18 protein-coding genes are annotated in these 18,045 nt (G+C 67.8%); 9 read left to right on the top strand and 9 right to left on the bottom strand.

The features are described 5' to 3' along the window. Positions 1-67: 67 nt before the first annotated feature. Positions 68-1,063, bottom strand: a complete 996-nt coding sequence (locus V6M63_RS00125; protein WP_332738273.1) for a tripartite tricarboxylate transporter substrate binding protein — start codon at positions 1,061-1,063, stop codon at positions 68-70. 68 nt (positions 1,064-1,131) lie between these two features. Next, complete coding sequence (locus V6M63_RS00120; RefSeq protein WP_332738272.1) at positions 1,132-2,820, bottom strand: long-chain fatty acid--CoA ligase; 1,689 nt, start codon at positions 2,818-2,820, stop codon at positions 1,132-1,134. 209 nt (positions 2,821-3,029) lie between these two features. Between V6M63_RS00120 and V6M63_RS00115 the strand changes: the two genes are divergently transcribed. Further along, the gene (locus tag V6M63_RS00115; protein WP_332738271.1) at positions 3,030-3,857 is read left to right on the top strand and encodes an IclR family transcriptional regulator; all 828 of its coding nucleotides are present in this window, start codon (positions 3,030-3,032) and stop codon (positions 3,855-3,857) included. 56 nt (positions 3,858-3,913) lie between these two features. Here V6M63_RS00115 and fba read toward each other — a convergent pair whose 3' ends face one another. Then, the gene (fba, locus tag V6M63_RS00110; protein WP_332738270.1) at positions 3,914-4,978 is read right to left on the bottom strand and encodes a class II fructose-bisphosphate aldolase; all 1,065 of its coding nucleotides are present in this window, start codon (positions 4,976-4,978) and stop codon (positions 3,914-3,916) included. Between the two features lie 77 nt (positions 4,979-5,055). Beyond that, on the bottom strand, positions 5,056-5,232 hold the full coding sequence (locus V6M63_RS00105) for a hypothetical protein (protein WP_332738268.1): 177 nt from the start codon (positions 5,230-5,232) through the stop codon (positions 5,056-5,058). Positions 5,233-5,408: 176 nt separating this feature from the next. Here V6M63_RS00105 and V6M63_RS00100 point away from each other — a divergent pair, with 176 nt between their 5' ends. After that, the gene (locus V6M63_RS00100; protein ID WP_332738266.1) at positions 5,409-6,176 is read left to right on the top strand and encodes a DUF481 domain-containing protein; all 768 of its coding nucleotides are present in this window, start codon (positions 5,409-5,411) and stop codon (positions 6,174-6,176) included. A 159-nt stretch (positions 6,177-6,335) separates the two neighbouring features. Here the strand turns inward: V6M63_RS00100 and pyk are convergent, their stop codons facing one another. Together pyk and V6M63_RS00090 are read right to left on the bottom strand one after the other, a co-directional pair. Beyond that, positions 6,336-7,769, bottom strand: coding sequence for a pyruvate kinase (gene pyk / locus V6M63_RS00095; RefSeq protein WP_332738264.1), 1,434 nt, complete (start codon positions 7,767-7,769; stop codon positions 6,336-6,338). A gap of 106 nt (positions 7,770-7,875) precedes the next feature. Continuing rightward, positions 7,876-8,370 carry a hypothetical protein gene (locus V6M63_RS00090; protein ID WP_332738262.1) on the bottom strand — a complete coding sequence of 165 codons (495 nt, stop codon included), beginning with the start codon at positions 8,368-8,370 and terminating at the stop codon, positions 7,876-7,878. 199 nt (positions 8,371-8,569) lie between these two features. On the opposite strand from V6M63_RS00090, the gene V6M63_RS00085 reads away from it, so the two are divergent. Genes V6M63_RS00085 through V6M63_RS00075 form a run of 3 tightly spaced genes read left to right on the top strand, consistent with a single transcriptional unit; the run spans position 8,570 to position 10,383 of the window. Further along, complete coding sequence (locus V6M63_RS00085; RefSeq protein ID WP_332738260.1) at positions 8,570-9,070, top strand: YiaA/YiaB family inner membrane protein; 501 nt, start codon at positions 8,570-8,572, stop codon at positions 9,068-9,070. Positions 9,071-9,104: 34 nt separating this feature from the next. Beyond that, on the top strand, positions 9,105-9,560 hold the full coding sequence (locus V6M63_RS00080; RefSeq protein WP_332738258.1) for a hypothetical protein: 456 nt from the start codon (positions 9,105-9,107) through the stop codon (positions 9,558-9,560). Between the two features lie 10 nt (positions 9,561-9,570). Continuing rightward, positions 9,571-10,383, top strand: a complete 813-nt coding sequence (locus tag V6M63_RS00075) for a DUF2145 domain-containing protein (protein WP_442909510.1) — start codon at positions 9,571-9,573, stop codon at positions 10,381-10,383. Here the strand turns inward: V6M63_RS00075 and V6M63_RS00070 are convergent. Further along, a complete protein-coding gene (locus V6M63_RS00070; protein ID WP_332738256.1) occupies positions 10,380-11,552 on the bottom strand; it encodes an MFS transporter in 1,173 nt (390 codons plus the stop codon). The genes V6M63_RS00075 and V6M63_RS00070 overlap by 4 nt on opposite strands. Before the next feature lie 102 nt (positions 11,553-11,654). Between V6M63_RS00070 and V6M63_RS00065 the strand changes: the two genes are divergently transcribed. Then, positions 11,655-12,719: a zinc ribbon domain-containing protein gene (locus V6M63_RS00065; protein WP_332738254.1), complete on the top strand. Its 1,065-nt coding sequence runs from the start codon at positions 11,655-11,657 to the stop codon at positions 12,717-12,719. Between the two features lie 104 nt (positions 12,720-12,823). Continuing rightward, entirely contained in the window at positions 12,824-13,714 is an 891-nt protein-coding gene (ygiD, locus tag V6M63_RS00060; protein ID WP_332738253.1) for a 4,5-DOPA dioxygenase extradiol, read from the top strand. A gap of 108 nt (positions 13,715-13,822) precedes the next feature. On the opposite strand, the gene V6M63_RS00055 is transcribed toward ygiD, so the two are convergent. Further along, the gene (locus V6M63_RS00055) at positions 13,823-14,821 is read right to left on the bottom strand and encodes a LysR family transcriptional regulator (protein WP_332738252.1); all 999 of its coding nucleotides are present in this window, start codon (positions 14,819-14,821) and stop codon (positions 13,823-13,825) included. A 111-nt stretch (positions 14,822-14,932) separates the two neighbouring features. Here V6M63_RS00055 and V6M63_RS00050 point away from each other — a divergent pair, with 111 nt between their 5' ends. Both V6M63_RS00050 and V6M63_RS00045 read left to right on the top strand, forming a co-directional pair. Beyond that, entirely contained in the window at positions 14,933-15,946 is a 1,014-nt protein-coding gene (locus tag V6M63_RS00050) for a Bug family tripartite tricarboxylate transporter substrate binding protein (protein ID WP_442909509.1), read from the top strand. A gap of 26 nt (positions 15,947-15,972) precedes the next feature. Next, a complete protein-coding gene (locus V6M63_RS00045; protein WP_332738251.1) occupies positions 15,973-17,514 on the top strand; it encodes an amidase in 1,542 nt (513 codons plus the stop codon). A 9-nt stretch (positions 17,515-17,523) separates the two neighbouring features. On the opposite strand, the gene V6M63_RS00040 is transcribed toward V6M63_RS00045, so the two are convergent. Next, positions 17,524-18,045: tRNA guanosine(34) transglycosylase Tgt (locus V6M63_RS00040; protein WP_332738250.1), on the bottom strand; the 522-nt coding region annotated here is incomplete at its 5' end.

Raw genomic sequence — 18,045 nt, 5'->3', positions numbered from 1 at the left:
GAACAGCCAACGGGCTTTGAACCATTCCGGGCGATTATCGCAAGTTGGCGAGCCCCCGGACTATCCCTTATTTCGCGGCCAAACCCAGCCGCTCGATCAGGGCCTTGTCCTTGGCGTAGGTGTCGGCGGCCCACTGGCGGTAGTCGTCACCGCTGCGGTACCACATGTCCTGGTTGAGCTGGGCCAGCACCTCGAGGTGCTTGGGGTCGTCCATGGCCTTCTTGAAGGCGTCGTGCAGCGTTTTCATGATGGCCGGGTCCATGCCCTTGGGGCCGGCCAGGCCGTAAGGCGAGCTCGACACCACGCCATAGCCCAGTTCCTGCGCGGTGGGCACGTCGGGCCAACGCTTGGTGCGTTGTTCGCCGAAGGTCACCAGCAAGCGCATCTGGCCGCTGTCGACGAACTTGTCCCAACCGCTGGCGTCGCTCTGCGCCATCACGTGGCCACCGAGCAGGGCCGACACCAGATCGGCATTGCCCTTGAACGGCACATGCGTGAGTTCCACCTTGGCGTTGCCGGCCAGCTCTTCCATGATCAGGTGCGGGCTGCTGCCGGTGCCGGTGGAGCCGTAGTTGATCTGCTTGGGTTGCTTGCGTGCGGCTTCGATGTAGTCCTTGAAGCTCTTGTAGGGCGAGTCGGCCTTGACGGTCAGGCCGAAGGTGTAGCCCGACACGCCGATGATGTAGCTGAAGTCGGTCAGCGGATTCCAGTTGCTCTTCTGCATGTGCGGCAGGCGCAACATGCCCAGCGGGAACTGCGAGATGGTGTAGCCGTCGGGCTTGGCCATCTGCGCCATGGTGCTGGGGCCCAGGGTACCGCCGGCGCCCGGGCGGTTTTCGATCACGATGGGCTGGCCCAGGTGCTTGCTGGCAAGCTCGGCCAGGGTGCGCAGGTGTCGGTCGGTCGAACCACCAGCGGGCCACGGAATGATGAGTGTGACCGGGCGGCTCGGGTAGGCCTGGGTTTGCGCCTGGGCCACGCTCCAGGGGGCCACGCCGGCGGTGGCCGTGGCGACGGCCAGCAGCAGCGCGCGGCGGCGCTGCGATGGGGATGTGTTCTTCATGCTTGTCTCCTTCTGGGGGAAGTGCCGGTCTGGCGGTGGTTGCGGCGCGCTGTGCGCCGCGCGGGTGCTCAAGGGGGAGGGGCGGTGGCGTCGCGCGCGGCCTGCTGTTCCTGCAGTTCGCGCCACATCACCTTGCCGCTGCCCGAGCGGGGCAGCGCCTCCACGAATTCCACGGTGCGCGGGCTTTTGTAGGCGGCCATGTGGCCGTGCGCCCAGTCGATCACGTCCTGCTCGCTGACCTGCCCGCGGTGTTCGGGCCGCAGCACCACCAGGGCCTTGACCGACTCGCCGCGTTTGGCGTCGCGCACGCCGATCACGCAGGCTTCCTGGATGGCGGGGTGGTGGTACATCAGCGCTTCCACCTCGGCCGGCCAGACCTTGAAGCCGCTCGCATTGATCATGCGTTTCAAGCGGTCGGTCATGAAGAAGTAACCGTCCTCGTCCACGTGGCCGAGGTCGCCGGTGCGCAGGAAGCGCCGGCCGTCGATGTCGACGAAGGCCTCCTGCGTGGCCTGCGGATTGCGCCAGTAGCCCTGCATGACCTGCGGCCCGTGCACCACGATCTCGCCGGTCTCGCCAGGGGGCAGCCGGGCCAGGGTGTCGGGGTCGACCACGCGCGCGTCCACGTCGAACACCGGCAGGCCCAGGCACTGGCGCTTGGGTCGGTGCGTGGGGTTGATGTGGGTGGCGGCCATGGTCTCGGACATGCCGTAGCCCTCGATGTAGTCCTGCCCGGTGAGCGCCTTGAGGCGCGCAGCCAGGGCCTCGGGCATGGCAGCGCCGCCACCGCGCACGCAGCTCAGGCTGGAGAGGTCGAAGCGGTCGAGCTGAGGGTGCGCGAGGAAGTCGATCACCATGGTGGAGATGGCCTGCCACATGGTGACGCGGTAGCGCTGCATGCACACCGCGGCGACTTCGCGGTCCCAGCGCGCGAGCACCACGATGGTCGCGCCCATGTAGAGCGGCCCGTTCAGGCTGCCCGTGAGGCCAGTGACGTGAAAGAAGGGCAGCACCGAGAGGCAGACCGCGTCTTGCGACGTGCCGAACCAGCGCACCCCGCCCACCAGCGTGCTCATCACGCCCCGGTGGGTGTGCATGCAGCCCTTGGGCAGGCCGGTGGTGCCCGAGGTGTAGGGCATGGCGCAGAGGTCGTCGGGGCCGGTGGTCAGCGGGCCGGGCGCCAGGGCGCTGGCCACCACGTCGGCCCAGGCCACCAGGCCCGGCCCGACCAGTGGCTCGCGCGGGGCGGCCACGAAGTCGGGTATCCGCAGATCGGTGGGCACGCGCAGGTGGTCGCTGTAGGTGGCCACGACCACGTGGCGCAGTCCTTCGCCATCCGGCGCAAGCAGCGGGCGCACCTGCGGCAGCAGGTCCTGCGCCACGAAGGCCACCTGCGCGCCGCTGTCGGTGAGACAGTGGCGCAACTCTTCCACGCGGTTCATCGGGTTCACCGGGACCACCACCGCGCCCGCCCGCAAGATGCCGTAGAAAGCCAGCGCCCACTGCGGGCTGTTCTGCATGCACAGCAGCACGCGGTCCCCCGGCTGCACGCCGCAGACCTGCTGCAGGTGACCGGCAATGTGCTCGGTCTCGCGCAGAAACGCCGCGTAGGTGAGCGGCGTGTCGTAGAACACGATGAAGGGCTTGTCCGGATAGCGCCGGGCCGACACCTCCAGGTTGAAGAAGACGTGCGTCTGCGGCAGCGCGAGGTGCCGCGGCAGGCCGGGTGGCCAGTGGGCCGGTTCGGGAGACGTCATGCAGGCAAACAGTGTGGGAAGATCATTCCGCTAAGCGGAAAATGAATGAATCACGATCCAATATACGAGGACCCTCTGCCGCTGTAAATGCAACTCAGGGAAACCGAGCATGGGCCGGTGACAAAAGCTGCGTGAGAATTCCGTTCTGCGGAATACGAAGTGTGCAAGCCATTTCATATTCCGATCTGCAGAAAACAAGGAAACCGACCATGGGCCGTCATCGCCACACGCCACCCACGCCGCTCGCCGAAGCGGACCCGGCCGACGACCGCCGGTTTGTCACCGCGCTGGCGCGCGGGCTCACCGTGCTGCGCTGTTTCAGCCCGGCCGACCGCTGGCTGGCGCACCAGGAGCTGGCGCGCCGCACCGGCCTGCCGCAAGCCACCGTCTCGCGCCTCACGTTCACGCTCACCAGCCTGGGCTACCTGCGCCATCGCGCGGCCACCGGCGAGTACGCGCTGAGCCCGGCGGTGTTGTCGTTGGGCTTCAGCGTGTTGTCCAACTTCCAGGTCGGGCGCATTGCGCGGCCTTTCATGGAAACGCTGGCCGAGCACACCCAGGCCGCCATTTCACTCGGGGTGCGGCACGACACCTCGGTGGTCTATGTGGCGCACTGCCGCAGCACGGCGCGCCTCATCCTGGGGCTGGACGTGGGCACGCGCCTGCCGTTCGCTGAAACGGCCATGGGCCGCGCGATCTGGTGTTCCGCCTCGGCCGGCATGCAGGCCTTGGTGGCGCGGCGGCTGCAGGCGCAAGACCCTGAGCGCTGGTCCCTGCGCGAGGCCGGGCTCAAGCGCGCCGAAATCGACTGGGCCGAGCGTGGCTACGCGGTGTCCGAGTCGGAGTGGGAGAGCGAGATCGCAGCCATCGGCGTGGGGCTGGATCTGGGTGATGGTCGTGAACCGCTGGCGCTCACCGTGGGCGGTCCGGCCTCGCGGCTTCAGGGCGCCTTGTTGCATGAAGACTTTGGCCCGGCACTGGTGAAAACCGGCCGCGAGATCGTGGCGGCGATCCAGGCGGCGGGTTGGGAAGATTGAATGAAAAACGCCACCGCGAGGGTGGCGTTTTGAAGGGCGTTTGAGCCGGAAGCCGGTCAGTGCACGACTTGGGCCAGTTCGCCGTTGGCGTACTTGGCTGCCACCACCTGGAGCGTTTCACCCTTGATCTTGCTGGCCTGGCCTTCGCAGCCGAACTCGATGTAGCGCTGCTTGCAGATCGCTTTGGCGGCTTCGCGTGCGGGTTTGAGCCATTCGCGGGCGTCGAACTTCTCGGGGTTCTCGGCCAGGAACTTGCGCACCGCGGCGGTCATGGCCAGTCGGATGTCGGTGTCGATGTTGATCTTGCGCACACCGAACTGGATGGCCTTCTGGATTTCCTCGACCGGCACGCCGTAGGTTTCCTTGATCTTGCCGCCGTACTGGTTGATCACGGCCAGCAGGTCTTGCGGCACGGAGCTGGAGCCGTGCATCACCAGGTGGGTGTTGGGCAGGCGGCGGTTGATTTCCTGGATGCGGTCGATCGCCAGAATGTCGCCGGTGGGCTTGCGGGTGAACTTGTAGGCGCCGTGGCTGGTGCCGATGGCAATGGCCAGCGCGTCGAGCTGGGTGCGCTTGACGAAGTCGGCCGCCTGCTCGGGGTCGGTCAGCAGCTGTTCGCGCGTCATGGTCGCGTCGGTGCCGTGGCCGTCTTCCTTGTCGCCCTGCATGGTTTCCAGGCTGCCCAGGCAGCCCAGTTCACCCTCGACGGTCACACCCAGCTTGTGGGCCATGTCCACCACCTTGCGGGTGACGTCCACGTTGTATTCGTAGCTGGCGATCGTCTTGCCGTCGCCTTCCAGGCTGCCGTCCATCATCACCGAGCTGAAGCCCAGGTCGATCGCGCCGCGGCACACGTCCGGGTTCTGGCCATGGTCCTGGTGCATCACCAGCGGGATGTGCGGGTAGGACTCCACGGCGGCCTGGATCAGGTGCTTGATGAAGGGTTCGCCGGCGTATTTGCGGGCACCCGCGCTGGCCTGCAGGATCACCGGTGCGCCGGCTTCGTGGGCGGCGGCCATGACGGCCTGCACCTGTTCGAGGTTGTTGACGTTGAACGCTGGAATGCCGTAGCCGTGGACGGCCGCGTGGTCGAGCAGTTCGCGCATGGAAACGAGCGCCATGAGAATCCCCTAAGTCTGTTGGTAACCGGTCGGTAACCCGCGATTTTACGGCGCGTGCCGGGCCCAGCGCAAAGGCGTCAGGTCGGGCGCTGCCGCAGGAATGCGCTGAAGCGGTCCAGCACAGGCGCCAGGCCGCGCCGCGGCGGGGCCATGGCGCCGATCAGCGTGACGTGGTTGACGCAGTTGAACAGTTCCACTTCCACCGGCAACAGGGGAGCCAGGCCCGGCAGGGTGAGCCAGCTGTAGTGGGCCATCGGCCGCTGGATTGCGGTGGGTGGGAAATGACGGACGCGGGAACGCACGTCCGGATACCAATCGTCACACAACCGTGGGGAACTGCGGCGCTGCAACATGGCACCCTTCAGGAACGCTTTGCAAAAGCTCCCCGGGGTGAAGAACACCTCCTGATCTGAAAAAGAACGGAACTGCCATGCCTTGTCGCTCCCTGATCGTGACGCTGACCTCCGCCGCTGCCTTGTTCGCGCCAGCGCTCTCGCAGGCGCAGGTGACACTCGAGCCCGACGGCCGGTGGCGCTACCTGCTGACGGCCGGCGCCAACGTGTCGTCGGGCAACAACGACGCCGGCTCGCTGAATCTGGCGGTCGAGGGCGCACAACAGACCCCCTACGACAAATGGACCTGGGGTGCCAAGGCCGACCATGCGCGCAGCGCTGGCGTGGCCACCACCGATCGCTACGGCCTGCGCACCCAATACAACCGCGACATCTCGCCCGACTGGTTCGGCTTCGGTTCGGGCGAGACGCTGCGCGACAAGCTGGCCAACATCGCGGCCCGGTATTCGGTGGCCAGCGGCGTCGGGCGCCACATGTGGCGTGAAGGCGGTGGGTTTTTCGACCTGTCCGCCGGTGTGGGCTATTCGCACGACCGCTTCGTCGAGCCCACCGACGTCGCGGGCACGATGCGAGACAAATATGGCCGCGTCGAGTTGGTGCTGGCGGAGGAGTCCAGCCACCGGTTGACCGCCACCACCAGTCTGCGTCAGAAGTTCACGCTGTATCCGAATCTTCGCGATTCAGGCAAGTACCGCGCGGCGCTGGACACGGGACTCACCGTCGCGATGACGCCGACGATCAACCTGTCGGCAGGCCTGAGCTACCGGTATGACAGCGACCCGGGAACCAACCTGGAAAAGGGCGACGCGACGTTCGTGACGGGGGTGTCGATGCGGTTCGATTGACGGGCCCCCACGCTCCCCCGCTGCGCGAGGTCCGCGGAGGTTCCCATCCAGGGGCATCAAGGGTCCGGCTACGCCGGCCCAAGATGCCGTCCCCCCTCCAAGCGCCGAAGGCGCGCAAGAGAGGGGGGAAGCCGCGCAGCGGCGCAGGGGGGTGCTTCCTTATCCAGCCCGGCAGATCTTGAGCGTGTTGGTGCCGCCGGCCTGGCCCATGGGCTCGCCCACGGTGATGGCGTACACGTCGCCGGTCTGCACGATGCCGCGCTTCTTCAGGTGCGCCTCGGCGTCGGCCAATGCGGCGTCGCGGTCGGCGCTGTTGTCCATCAGCAGTGGACGCACGTTGCGGTAGAGCGTCATGCGGCGCTGGGTCGAGAGGTTGGGCGTCATGGCGTAGATCGGCATGCGCACGTTGTGCCGGCTCATCCACAGGGCGGTCGAACCCGAGTCGGTCAGTGCCACGATGGCCTTGGCGCCCAGGTGGTGCGCGGTGAACAGCGCGCCCATGGCGATCGACTGGTCGATGCGCTTGAAAGTCTTGCCCTTGAAGTCGGCCGAGAGCTCGCTGTACTCGGCCTTCTCGGCCTCCGAGCAGATGTTGGCCATCTCCTTCACGGTCTCCAGCGGGTACCGGCCGGCGGCCGTTTCGGCGCTCAGCATCACGGCGTCGGTGCCGTCGAGCACCGCGTTGGCCACGTCGCTCACCTCGGCGCGTGTGGGCACCGGGTTGACGATCATCGACTCCATCATCTGGGTGGCGGTGATCACGACCTTGTCCATCTCGCGGGCCAGGCGGATCATGTGTTTCTGCAGACCGGGCACGGCCGCGTTGCCCACCTCCACCGCCAGATCGCCGCGCGCGACCATGATGCCGTCGGACACCTTCAGGATGTTGACCAGCTCGGGGATCGCCTCGGCGCGCTCGATCTTCGCAATCAAGGCCGGTTTGTGGCCCTCGGCCGCGCCGGCCACGTTGCACAGCTGGCGTGCCAGCTCCATGTCGGTCGCGTTCTTGGGAAAGCTCACCGCCACGTAGTCGGCCTTCAGGCCCATGGCGGTCTTGATATCGTCCATGTCCTTGGCGGTGAGCGCCGGCGCGGTCAGGCCGCCACCCTGCTTGTTGATGCCCTTGTTGTTCGACAACTCGCCGCCGAGATACACCGTGGTGTGCACCGCTGGCCCCACCACCTTGTCGATGATCAGCACGATCAGGCCGTCATTGAGCAGCAGCGTGTCGCCGGCCTTCACATCGCGGGGGAGTTCCTTGTAGTCCAGGCCCACGCCTTCCAGGTTGCCCGGCTCGGTGCGTGAGGCATCGAGCACGAATTTTTCACCCGGCACCAGCATCACCTTGCCCTCGGCAAACTTGCCCACGCGGATCTTGGGACCCTGCAGGTCGGCCATGATGCCGACCTCGCGCCCGGCGCGCTGGGCCGCTGCGCGCACCAGCGTGGCGCGGTCGATGTGGTCCTGCGCGGTGCCGTGCGAGAAGTTGAGACGGACCACGTTCACGCCCGCGCGGATCATGGCTTCGAGCAAAGCCGGGTCGCTGGAAGCAGGGCCGAGGGTGGCAACGATCTTGGTGGCGCGCATGGGCATTGGGGGTGTCTCCTGTCGATGAATGGCCGGGCTTGAATGTGCCTGGGTGTAATTTGGTTTCAATTATCTGTGAAACCGGTTACATGCCCGGGACATCCGTGCGGACTCACAGCCGGTTGGTGCGGGGCGGTGCCTGGCCGCTGTACTCCAGGCGGACGAAGGTCTCATCCACCACTTGCAGATGCACGCTGGTGCGCCGGAAGGACCATTGGCGGTCGATGGTCAGCGACGAGGTGGCGCCGCGGCTTCGGGTGCTCATCTCGAGACCGTAGCGCGCGCGCAGCGAGGTGGTGAGGCGCTGGCCCAGCGCGCGTGCTTCGTCCGCAGAACCTGCGTCGGCCAGCAGCGTGATGCGTTGCAGCTGGTCGGCCTTGAACACGAACGAGACCTTGAAGCGAGCGCCCGCGAGCTCGTGGACCGGGATCTCCAGCCGCACGCTCTCATCGTTGGACAGCGGATCGCCTGGCGCGACCCGTGCCTCGGGCATCAAGGCCTGCACCTCGGCCGGCGTGGCGCCCGCCGGCACACCTTGCCACAGCGTCTGCGCCGATGCGCCCCCGCAGACCAGCAACCAGATGACGCAGAGCAGGATGTTTTTCATAGAGAGGTGAGATGCACGGCGGACGGCAAAAGTTGTGTCTGGTGAGTAGACCAAAGCTGGGAGCAACTTCACAAGGCTTGGAAAGTATCGGTATTCGATGCCGATTGTCAGAATTTTGTCTACCGGGTCAGGATGTTGCATCCTTTTGAGAGGCCTCACACCACCATCGCGCCACCTTCAACCACCACAAAGGTTTTTCATGGCTTCGAACCGATCTCCCCTCATCGTGATGCGTGACACCCGGGCCTGGCAGCTCCAGGTCTGGGTTTCGTTCGGCGTGGCGGTGTTCCTCTGCGCCACCGGTCTGGCGTATTTGCCGGGTCAGGCGCTGGACCGGGCGTTCATGGTGATGGGTTATGTGTTCTGTCTGTCCACCGTGTTCGTGCTGTCCAAGGCGGTGCGCGACAGCCAGCAGGCCGCGCAAGCCGGCGAGGCCGAGACGCCGATGTGGCGCCTGGTGGTGTGGGGCGGCTTTGCGGTGGCCATGGGCCTGACCGGTTGGGGCCTCTTGCGCATGGAGATCAACGACACCTACCGCGCCTACCTGGGCGTGAGCTGGCTGTACCTCGTGACCTCGGCCTTCACGCTGGCCAAGACGCTGCGCGACCGCCACGAGGCCGACCTGGCCGAAGCCCGTGTGCGCGGCGAGATGGCGGGTCGTCAGCAGGCGCTGGGCGAGCGTGCCAGCGTCGGCGAATGAATCACTGTCACAACCTTTTTTGAGGAGCTTGAACATGAACCCAGTGCATTTTTCCTGGCGCTCGATCGCTGCAATGACCGCGATGGCCTTCGCCCTGTTGGCGAGTCCTGCCCGCGCACAGAGCGAGGTGTCGGTGGCGCTGTCGGCCTTGCCGGTGGCTTCGGTGGTGGGCGCCGCCTCGGTCGGCGCGGCGGCGGTGAGCGTTGTGCCGGTGGCGTTCTCGGTGGCCGGTGCCACGCTGGTGGTCAAGGCGGTGGAAGTCACGGCCAGCGGCACCGTGTATGTGCTGGAGCGGGTGTCGGACGGCGCACGCGCGAGCGTCGAGGTCTCGGGCCGCGCGGTCTCGGCGGTTTCCACGGGTGTGGGCGCGGTGGTGGTGGTCAGTGTGATCGGCACCGGCGTGCTGCTCTCGGCCGCTGGCGAGGTGCTGGCCTTCATTCCGAACGAGCTGGGTCGCGCCCTGTTGCACAACGAACGCATCACCCACTGAGGAACCCACCATGGCGCATTCTTTTGCCTGGCGCTGGCTGGCGGGGTTCGCCGTCACCATGGCCTTGATGACGACACCCGCCGCGCACGCCGGCCGCTCCTGCGAAGCCAAACCCCTGGCGGCGCACTCCATCGAGCTGGGCATGAACCTGGCGTTGCGCACCTCGCAGGCGCTGGACGCTGAACACGCGCGCAGCGGCGCGAGGGTGGTGGTGCTGGCCCGCGCCGGGCAGGACCTGAGCAAATACCGGTTGCGATATTCGCACCTGGGCTGGGCCTACAAGACCGCCGAGGGCCCCTGGCGCGTGCTGCACAAGCTCAACAGTTGCGGCTCGGCCGAGGGCGCGCTGTACCGCCAAGGACTGGGCGAGTTCTTTCTGGACGATCTCTGGCGACACGAAGCCGCGTGGATGGTGCCCGCGCCCACGCTGCAGGCGCCGCTGCACGCCCTGCTCACCGACCCGGTGCGCAGCGCCGCCCTGCACACCCGGGCCTACAACATGCTGAGTTACCCGTGGGCCACGCGCTACCAGCAGTCCAACCAGTGGGCACTGGAAACCCTGGCCTCGGCCGCTGAACCGGCTGTGGGCACCCGTGAACAGGCCCAGGCCTGGTTGCGCTTCAAGGGCTACCAGCCCACCACCTTGCAGCTGGGCGCGCTCACCCGCCTGGGCGCGCGCGTGAGTTCGGCCCACATCGCGTTTGACGACCACCCCAACGACAAGCGTTTTGCCGACCGCATCGAGACCGTGACGGTGGACTCGGCTTTTGCGTGGCTGGAGCGCGCGGGGCTCGCTGGCCCGCAGCAGCGGCTGACACCCTAGTTGCGTTCTTCGCGCAACAGCGGCAGCAGCGCCCACAGTCCCAGCGCCGGGCCGAGCGCCAGCCAGGGGAGCAACGTGCCCAGCGCCACGCGCTCGGCCAGCGAGACGAACAGCAGGATGCTCACGATGGAGATCGCAAAGCCGATGCTGTTGGTCAGCGTGAGCACGCTGCCCACGGCTTGGGGTGGCGCGTTGCGCGCGGTGAGGGTGGAGAACTGCGGCGAGTCGCCCGAGACGGTGATGCCCCACAGCACCAGCCACGCAAAGAACAGCGCGGTGGGCGCGCCGATCACCCATGGCGCGGCCAGGCAACACAGGCCACTGGTGGCGAGCTGGCTGCCCGCCACGCGCGCGCTGCCCCAGCGCTGCGCCACCCAACCGCCCCCGGCGCAGCCGATCACGCCAGCACCCAGCACAAAGAACGCTGCCCACGACAGCGCGGTGCCCTGCAGCCGCGTGGCCAGCACCAGCGGCACCATCACCCACATGGTGTAGAGCTCCCACATGTGGCCGAAGTAACCCAGCACCGAGCTGCGCACGCGCGCATCGGTCCACAGCGTGGCCAGCGCGCGCCACTGCAGCACCGTCACGCGAGCGTGTGCGCCCGGTGGATCGCCGGTGCCGAAGAACAGCAGCAGGCCACCGGCCGCGGCCAGCGCGGCCACGCCCAGCATGAGGGTGGGCCAGGGCAGTGCGCCGCTGAGCGCGCGCAGCGCGTGCGCGCTGGCCGAGCCCAGCACCAGCGCACCAATGAGCAAGCCGAGCGCGCCACCGAGGCCGCGCGTGTACCACTGCGCGGCGATCTTCATGCCCACGGGATAGATGCCCGCGAGAAAGAAGCCGGTGGCAAAACGCCAACCCAGCAGGGCGGTGTAGTCGCGCACCATCCACCAGGCGCCCACGGTGCAGGCCGCGCCGGCCAGCGCGCACACCAGGAACACGCGACGCGGCGCAAAGCGGTCGGCAATGGCCAGCAGCGCGAACACCAGCGTGCCGGCGATGAAGCCGAACTGCAGTGCCGAGGTGAGCGTGCCCACCGCGCTCGTGGGCCAGCCCAGTTCGCGCTGCAGGTCGGGCATGACGGCGTTGACCGCGAACCACAGCGAGGTGCCCATGAACTGGGCCAGCACCAGGATCGGCAGGATGTGGCGCGGGATGGCGTGCGTCATAGGGTGGTCGGGCTCGCTGGGACTGTACGGCAGAATGCGCGGGCGATGGATGGGTGGCCCGCCGGACCACTCCCCCTCGGCTTTCATGTGGAGGAGAGGGCGATGAGCAAGGCGTTGCGTTGGTCGGAAAAATGGTTTCACCGTGGCCTCTGGTTGGTGGCGTTCGTGTTTGCCTGGTTCCTGGTGGGGCTGGGCAGCACCGTCGTGGGCGATCTGCCGCAGGTGGAGCAGCAGCGCACGCTGGACGATTTCCTGGACCCGCAGCGCGCGCCGCAGGTGCGGCAGGCCATCGAGACTGCCGAGCGCGCGGCGCGCGACGCGCAGGGCGCGCTCGACCAGGCGCAGCTGAGGCACCAGGCCGCGCAGGCCAACCACCGCGCGGCGCGCGACACCTTCGGCAACTGGCTGAACACGCGCAACGCCACGCAGAGGCCCGAACAGGACCCGGAGCTGATCGAACGCACACGCCAGCTCGATGGCTACCGCCAGACCGAGCGCGACGCGCTTGCGGCGGTGGAGGCGCAGCAGCAGGCGGCGCTCGACGCGCGGCAGGCACAGCAACGTGCCCAGGCTGAACTGCAGCAGATGCAGGAGGCCGCGCGCCAGTCCTACGAGTCGGCCCGGCGCGCGCAGGAACTGCGCGTGTTCCTCTACCGCCTGGCGCTCACGCTGCCTTTGCTGGTGGCGGCGGGCTGGCTGTTCGCGAAGCAGCGCAAGAGCACGTACTGGCCCTTCGTGTGGGGCTTCATCTTCTTCGCGCTGTTCGCGTTCTTCGTCGAGCTCGTGCCCTACCTGCCGAGCTACGGTGGCTACGTGCGCTACATCGTGGGCATCGTGCTCACGGTGATCGGCGGGCGCTATGCGATCCAGGCGCTGCAGCGCTACCTGGAGCGGCAGCAGCAGGCCGAGGCCTTGCCCGACCGGCAACGCCGCCAGGAACTGGACTATGACCTGGCGCAGACCCGCCTGGCCAAGGGCGTGTGCCCGGGCTGCGAGCGCGCGGTCGACCTGAAGGACCCGAAGAACGACTTCTGCCCGCACTGCGGCATGGGCCTGCACAACCACTGCGGCGCCTGCCAGGCGCGCAAGAGCGCGTTTGCCCGTTACTGCTACGCGTGCGGCGAGCCAGCGGCACGAACGGACGCTACCGGAGCGCCAGCGGTCTGAGCGCCACTTTCTCCGCGGCGGGCGGGAACCAAGCCGGGGATGCCCCGCTCTACGATCTGCCTTCCGCAGAGAAGGCAGACCATTTCCCACCTGCCGCCACCCCCATGTTTTCCCGCCGCCTCTTCCTCGAATCCACGTCCCTGAGCGCGGTGTCCGCCGCGCTGCTCTCGCTGAGCACCACGGTGCCCGCCGCCCACGCCACCGGCAAGCCGCAGCGCCAGCCGGTGCTGTTCATCGGCCACGGCAGCCCGATGAACGCGATCTCGGACAACCGGTTCACGCGCGAACTCGCGGCCTGGGGCAAGCGCCTGCCCGCGCCGCGCGCGATCCTGGTGGTGTCGGCCCACTGGCTCACCAGCGGTGCCACGGGCGTGACGGTGAACGAGACGCCGCCGACGATCCACGACTTCGGCGGCTTCCCGCGCCAGCTGCACGAGATGCAGTACCCGGCCAAGGGCCACCCCGACCTGGCGCGTGCCGCCGCCAGGTTGATTCGCAGCAACCCCAGCGTGCCGACCACCGAGTGGGGACTGGATCACGGCACCTGGACGGTGCTGCACCACATGTTCCCCAAGGCGAACGTGCCGGTGTTCCAGGTCTCGATCGACTACGACAAACCGGCCGCCTTCCACTACGCGCTGGGCCGCGAACTGCAGGCCTTGCGCGAGCAGGGCGTGCTGATCATCGGCAGCGGCAACATCGTGCACAACCTGAGCGCCACCGACCGTGGCACGCCCGAGCAGGCGCTGGCCAGCCGCCCGTGGGCGCAGGCGTTCGACGACCGCGTCAAGCGCGCGCTGGACCAGCGAGAAGACAAGGCATTGCAGGACTACATCGGACTGGACATGTCCGCGCGCATGGCGGTGCCCACGCCCGATCACTACTGGCCATTCCTCTATGCGCTGGGTGCCGCCGATGCGGGCCAGATGCCCAAGCACGTCTTCGAGGCGTTCCACAGCGGCACGCTGAGCATGCGCTGCCTGCAGTTCGGCTGATCAGAGATGGTTTGCGTCATGGTGGTGGTTCCGAAAGCTGGATTGTCGGAAGCATCACCGTTTCAGTCATCGCCGCCATCTGAAAGGTCGGTTGCGAAAACGCAATCTTTACCTGGGTGGGGAGCGGTGCCCGAGCCGTTCCTCTTCCACGATCTGTTCACGCAGGAACGCCACGAAGGTGCGCACCGCCTCGGGGAGATGCCGGCCGGCCAGGGTCTGCACTTCAAAGTGCCGTTCGTTCATCTCGCGGTCGCGCAGCGGCACCGCGGTGATGCGGCCTTCCACCAGCCGCCGGCGCAGGGCCGCCTCGCCACAGAAGGTGATGGCCTGACACTCCGACACGTAGTTGATGAGAGGGTAGAGCTGGTTGCTGGTGATGACCGCGTCGCACTGCAGCCCCTGGCGGCTGCAGCTGATGTCCAGCAGTTGCCGCAGCGTCGATGTCCTGGATGGCAGCGCCAGCGGGTAGGCCGTCACCTGAGCAAGTGAGAGCAGGCGCCGCGCGGCCATGGGGTGGTCGATGGCCATCACGGCCATGATGGGCGAAGGGTGACGGTGTTCCACGGTCAGGCCGCGTTCGGACGACAGGCTGACGGTGACGCCGATGTCCACCTCGCCGTCCCGCACGCGGCGGGCCACCTCGGCCTGCGCGACCATGTCGAGCGCGAAATGGATGCCGGGCCATGTCTTCTGGAACTCCAGGACCATCGAGGGCAGGAACTCGTAGGCGAAGCCTTCCGTTGCCGCGATGCGGACCTCGCCGGTGCGCAGCCCGCGCAGTGCGAGGATTTCTTCGGTCACGCGCTCGACGTCCTGCCAGGCCCGGCGCGCATGGGCGGCGAGCAATTCACCAGCGGCGTTGGGCGTCATGCCGCGCGCCTTGCGTTCGAAGAGCAGTGTGTCGAGTTCCCGTTCCAGGCGGCCGATCTGCCGGCTCACGGCCGACGGCGCCACGTCGAGGCGGCTGGCCGCCTCGGTCACCGAGCCCGCGCGGACCACCTCCACGAAGTAGCGCAGCGCCACCTCCTGCAGCACGCGCTGGTTGACGGGCTTGCGGGTGGCCTTGCGGGTGGTGTTTGAGCGGGTCGGTGGCTGACGGGTGTTCATCACGACAGCCTACTTCAGCGTTGCGTTTATCGCAAAGAAAAGTTCTGAACATTGCTATTGCTGCACGGTGACACTTTTTTTACGATGAGCTCACCACCACCGGAGCCCACCATGATCTACACGCCCCGCACCGCTTCACCCGCCCACCGCCGCGCCGCCGTCCTGTTGATGGCGACCGCTGCCCTGGCCGCCACGCTGGGCGCCAAGCCCGCGGTGGCACAGGGTGTCTACCCCAGCCGCCCGATCACGCTGGTGATTCCGTTCCCGCCGGGGGGCAGCGCCGACACGATCGGCCGCCTGGTCAGCAAGCGCCTGTCGGACAAGCTCGGGCAGCCCGTGGTCATCGACAACCGCGCTGGCGCCGGCACCGTCGTGGGTGCAGGCCTGGTGGCCAAGGCGCCGGCCGATGGCTACACGTTGCTGCTGAGCTCGGGCTCCACCTTCACCGTGAACCCGGCCATCCGCCCGAACCTGCCCTACGACCCGGTCAAGAGCTTTGACCCGATCGGCATCGTCGGCCGCATTCCGCTGATCCTGCTGGCCAACAAGGACGTACCCGTCAACAACGTCAAGGAGTTCGTGGCTGCAGCGAAGGCCTCACCCGACAAATATTCCTACGCGTCCTTCGGTGCCGGCACGACCTCGCACTTCACCGCCGAGATCATCCTGCAGGCCATCGGTGCCCGTCTGATGCACGTGCCCTACAAGGGCAGCGCGCCGGCCATGACGGATCTCATGGGCGGCCAGGTGCCGTTCTCGGTGGACACCGTCACCGCCGCCATCCCGCAGATCAAGGCCGGCAAGGTCAAGGCGATCGCCGTCACCACGGCCGCACGTTCGTCGCAGCTTCCGGACGTGCCCACCTTCGCTGAAGCCGGCTACAAGGACGTCAACGCCGACACCTGGATCATGGTGGTCGGTCCCAGGGGTATGCCGCCCGCCGTGCTGGCCCAGCTGGAAAAAGCGCTGGCCGCCGTGAGCAGCGAGCCGGCGTTCCAGAAGTCGCTGTTGGAGCAGGGTGCGGAGCCGACCGTGGCGAACCGCGCGGCTGCGATCGGGCAGATCGAGAAGGAACTGCCGCTGATGCGCGCCGTGGCCCGCCGCGCCAACATCCAGGCCGACTGAACCCACCCGACCACCCATCGACCCGCATGTCCTCTTCCGCGTCCTCCTCTTCCTTGCTGGAAACCTCGGCCGTCGGCTTGCGGCGCCTGATCGGCACCCGGCAGCTCTCGCCGGTCGAGCTGCTCGATGCCTGCATCGCGCGCATCGAAGCCGTCAACCCGTTCGTCAACGCGGTCACGGCCACCTGCTTCGAGCGGGCACGCGAGGAAGCACGCGCCGCCGAGCAGGCGGTCATGCGGGGCGATGCGCTGGGCCTGTTGCACGGCCTGCCGTTGGGGGTGAAGGATCTGGAGCCCACCGCCGGCCTGCTGTCGACCTCAGGGTCACCGCCGCTTCGCAACCATGTGCCGTCCGGAGACATCGAGCTGGTGGCGCGCCTGCGCCGCGCCGGCGCCATCGTGGTGGGCAAGACCAACGTGCCCGAGATGGGCGCCGGCGCGAACAGCCGCAACCCCGTCTGGGGCGCCACCGGCAACCCGTTCAACCCCGATCTGAATGCGGGCGGTTCCTCGGGCGGTTCCGCGGCAGCGCTGGCGCTGGACATGCTGCCGATCTGCACCGGCTCGGACACCGGGGGCTCGCTGCGCATTCCCGCCGCCTGTTGCGGGGTCGTGGGCTTTCGGCCCTCGCCCGGGGTGATTCCCAGCGTGCGCAAGACGCTGGGTTGGTCGCCGATCTCGGTGGTGGGACCGATGGGCCGCAGCGTGGACGACGCCTGCCTGCAGATGGCGGCCTGCGCCGGCATGCACCCGGGCGACCCGCTGAGCCATCCGCTGGACGCGCTGTCCTTCCTCGATCCGGGCGCCTGCGACCTCTCGCGCCTGCGCGTGGCCTACACCGAAGACTTCGGTGCCTGCGACGTGGACCCGGCCATCCGCGCCGCGTTCCGCGAAAAGATCGCGGCCATGCGGCACCTGTTCGCGGCCTGCGACGAGGTGAGCTTCGATCTCGGGGACGTGCACCGTTGTTTCGACGTGCTGCGCGCCGAGGCCTTCGTGGCCGGCATGCGGGCGACCTACGAGCGCGACCCCGGCAGCCTGGGCCCCAACCCGCGCGCCAACTACGAGATGGGCACGCGCATGAGCCTGCTCGATTGCGCGTGGGCGCAGTCCGAGCAGACCCGCATCGTGGGCCGCTTCCAGCCCGTCTTTGCCGGCTACGACCTGGTGCTCTCGCCGACCACACCCGTTTCGCCGTTCCCATGGACCCAATCCCATGTCGACGTGATCGATGGTCGCCAGCAGGAGAACTACTACCGCTGGCTCGCGCTGACCTATGTGGTCACGCTCACCACGCACCCGGCGATCTCGCTGCCCTGTGGCACCGATGCGAAGGGCATGCCGTTCGGGCTGCAGGTGGTGGGGCCGTTCCGGGGCGATCGGCGTGTGCTCGCCGCGGCGCGCGCGATGGAGCAGGCCTTTGGTGGCAACGCCGCGCTGCGCCGCCCGCGCCCCGATGCCGCCTCCTTGCAGATGGCCCATCCGCCGCTGCACTCCATCGTGACCGCGCCGCCGGACGACGCCTTCGCCCACCTGCCCAACGACGGCGCCTCGGTGTCGGTTGTCTAGAGGCTGTCCCTAGACGCCGCGCGAGCGGTCGGCCTTGAACTGCGCCCGGAACGCGCTGAATGTTCCCGCGTCCAGCGCCTCGCGCACCTCGCGCATGAGGTTCAGGTAGTAATGCAGGTTGTGGATGGTGGACAGCATGGGGCCGAGCATTTCGCCGCAGCGGTCCAGGTGGTGCAGGTAGGCGCGGCTGAAGCCGTCGCGCCCGCCGTCGTCCCAGCTCACGCCACTTTTGCCCGCACAGGCGTGGCAGGTGCAGGTGGTGTCCAGCGGCTGGTGGTCGGTCTTGTGGCGCGCGTTGCGGATCTTCAGGTCGCCAAAGCGCGTGAACAGCGTGCCGTTGCGCGCGTTGCGCGTGGGCATGACGCAGTCGAACATGTCCACACCATCGGCCACGCCCTGCACCAGGTCTTCGGGCGTGCCCACGCCCATGAGGTAACGCGGCTTGTGCGCGGGCAGGCGGTGCGGCGTGTGCGCCATGATCTGCAGCATCTGCTCTTTCGGCTCGCCCACGCTCACGCCGCCGATGGCGTA

The organism is Hydrogenophaga sp. (assembly GCF_036675665.1).
Lineage (GTDB): Bacteria > Pseudomonadota > Gammaproteobacteria > Burkholderiales > Burkholderiaceae_C > Hydrogenophaga.
Note: the sequence above shows the minus strand (reverse complement) of the source record. Positions and strands in the feature narration are given on the sequence as shown.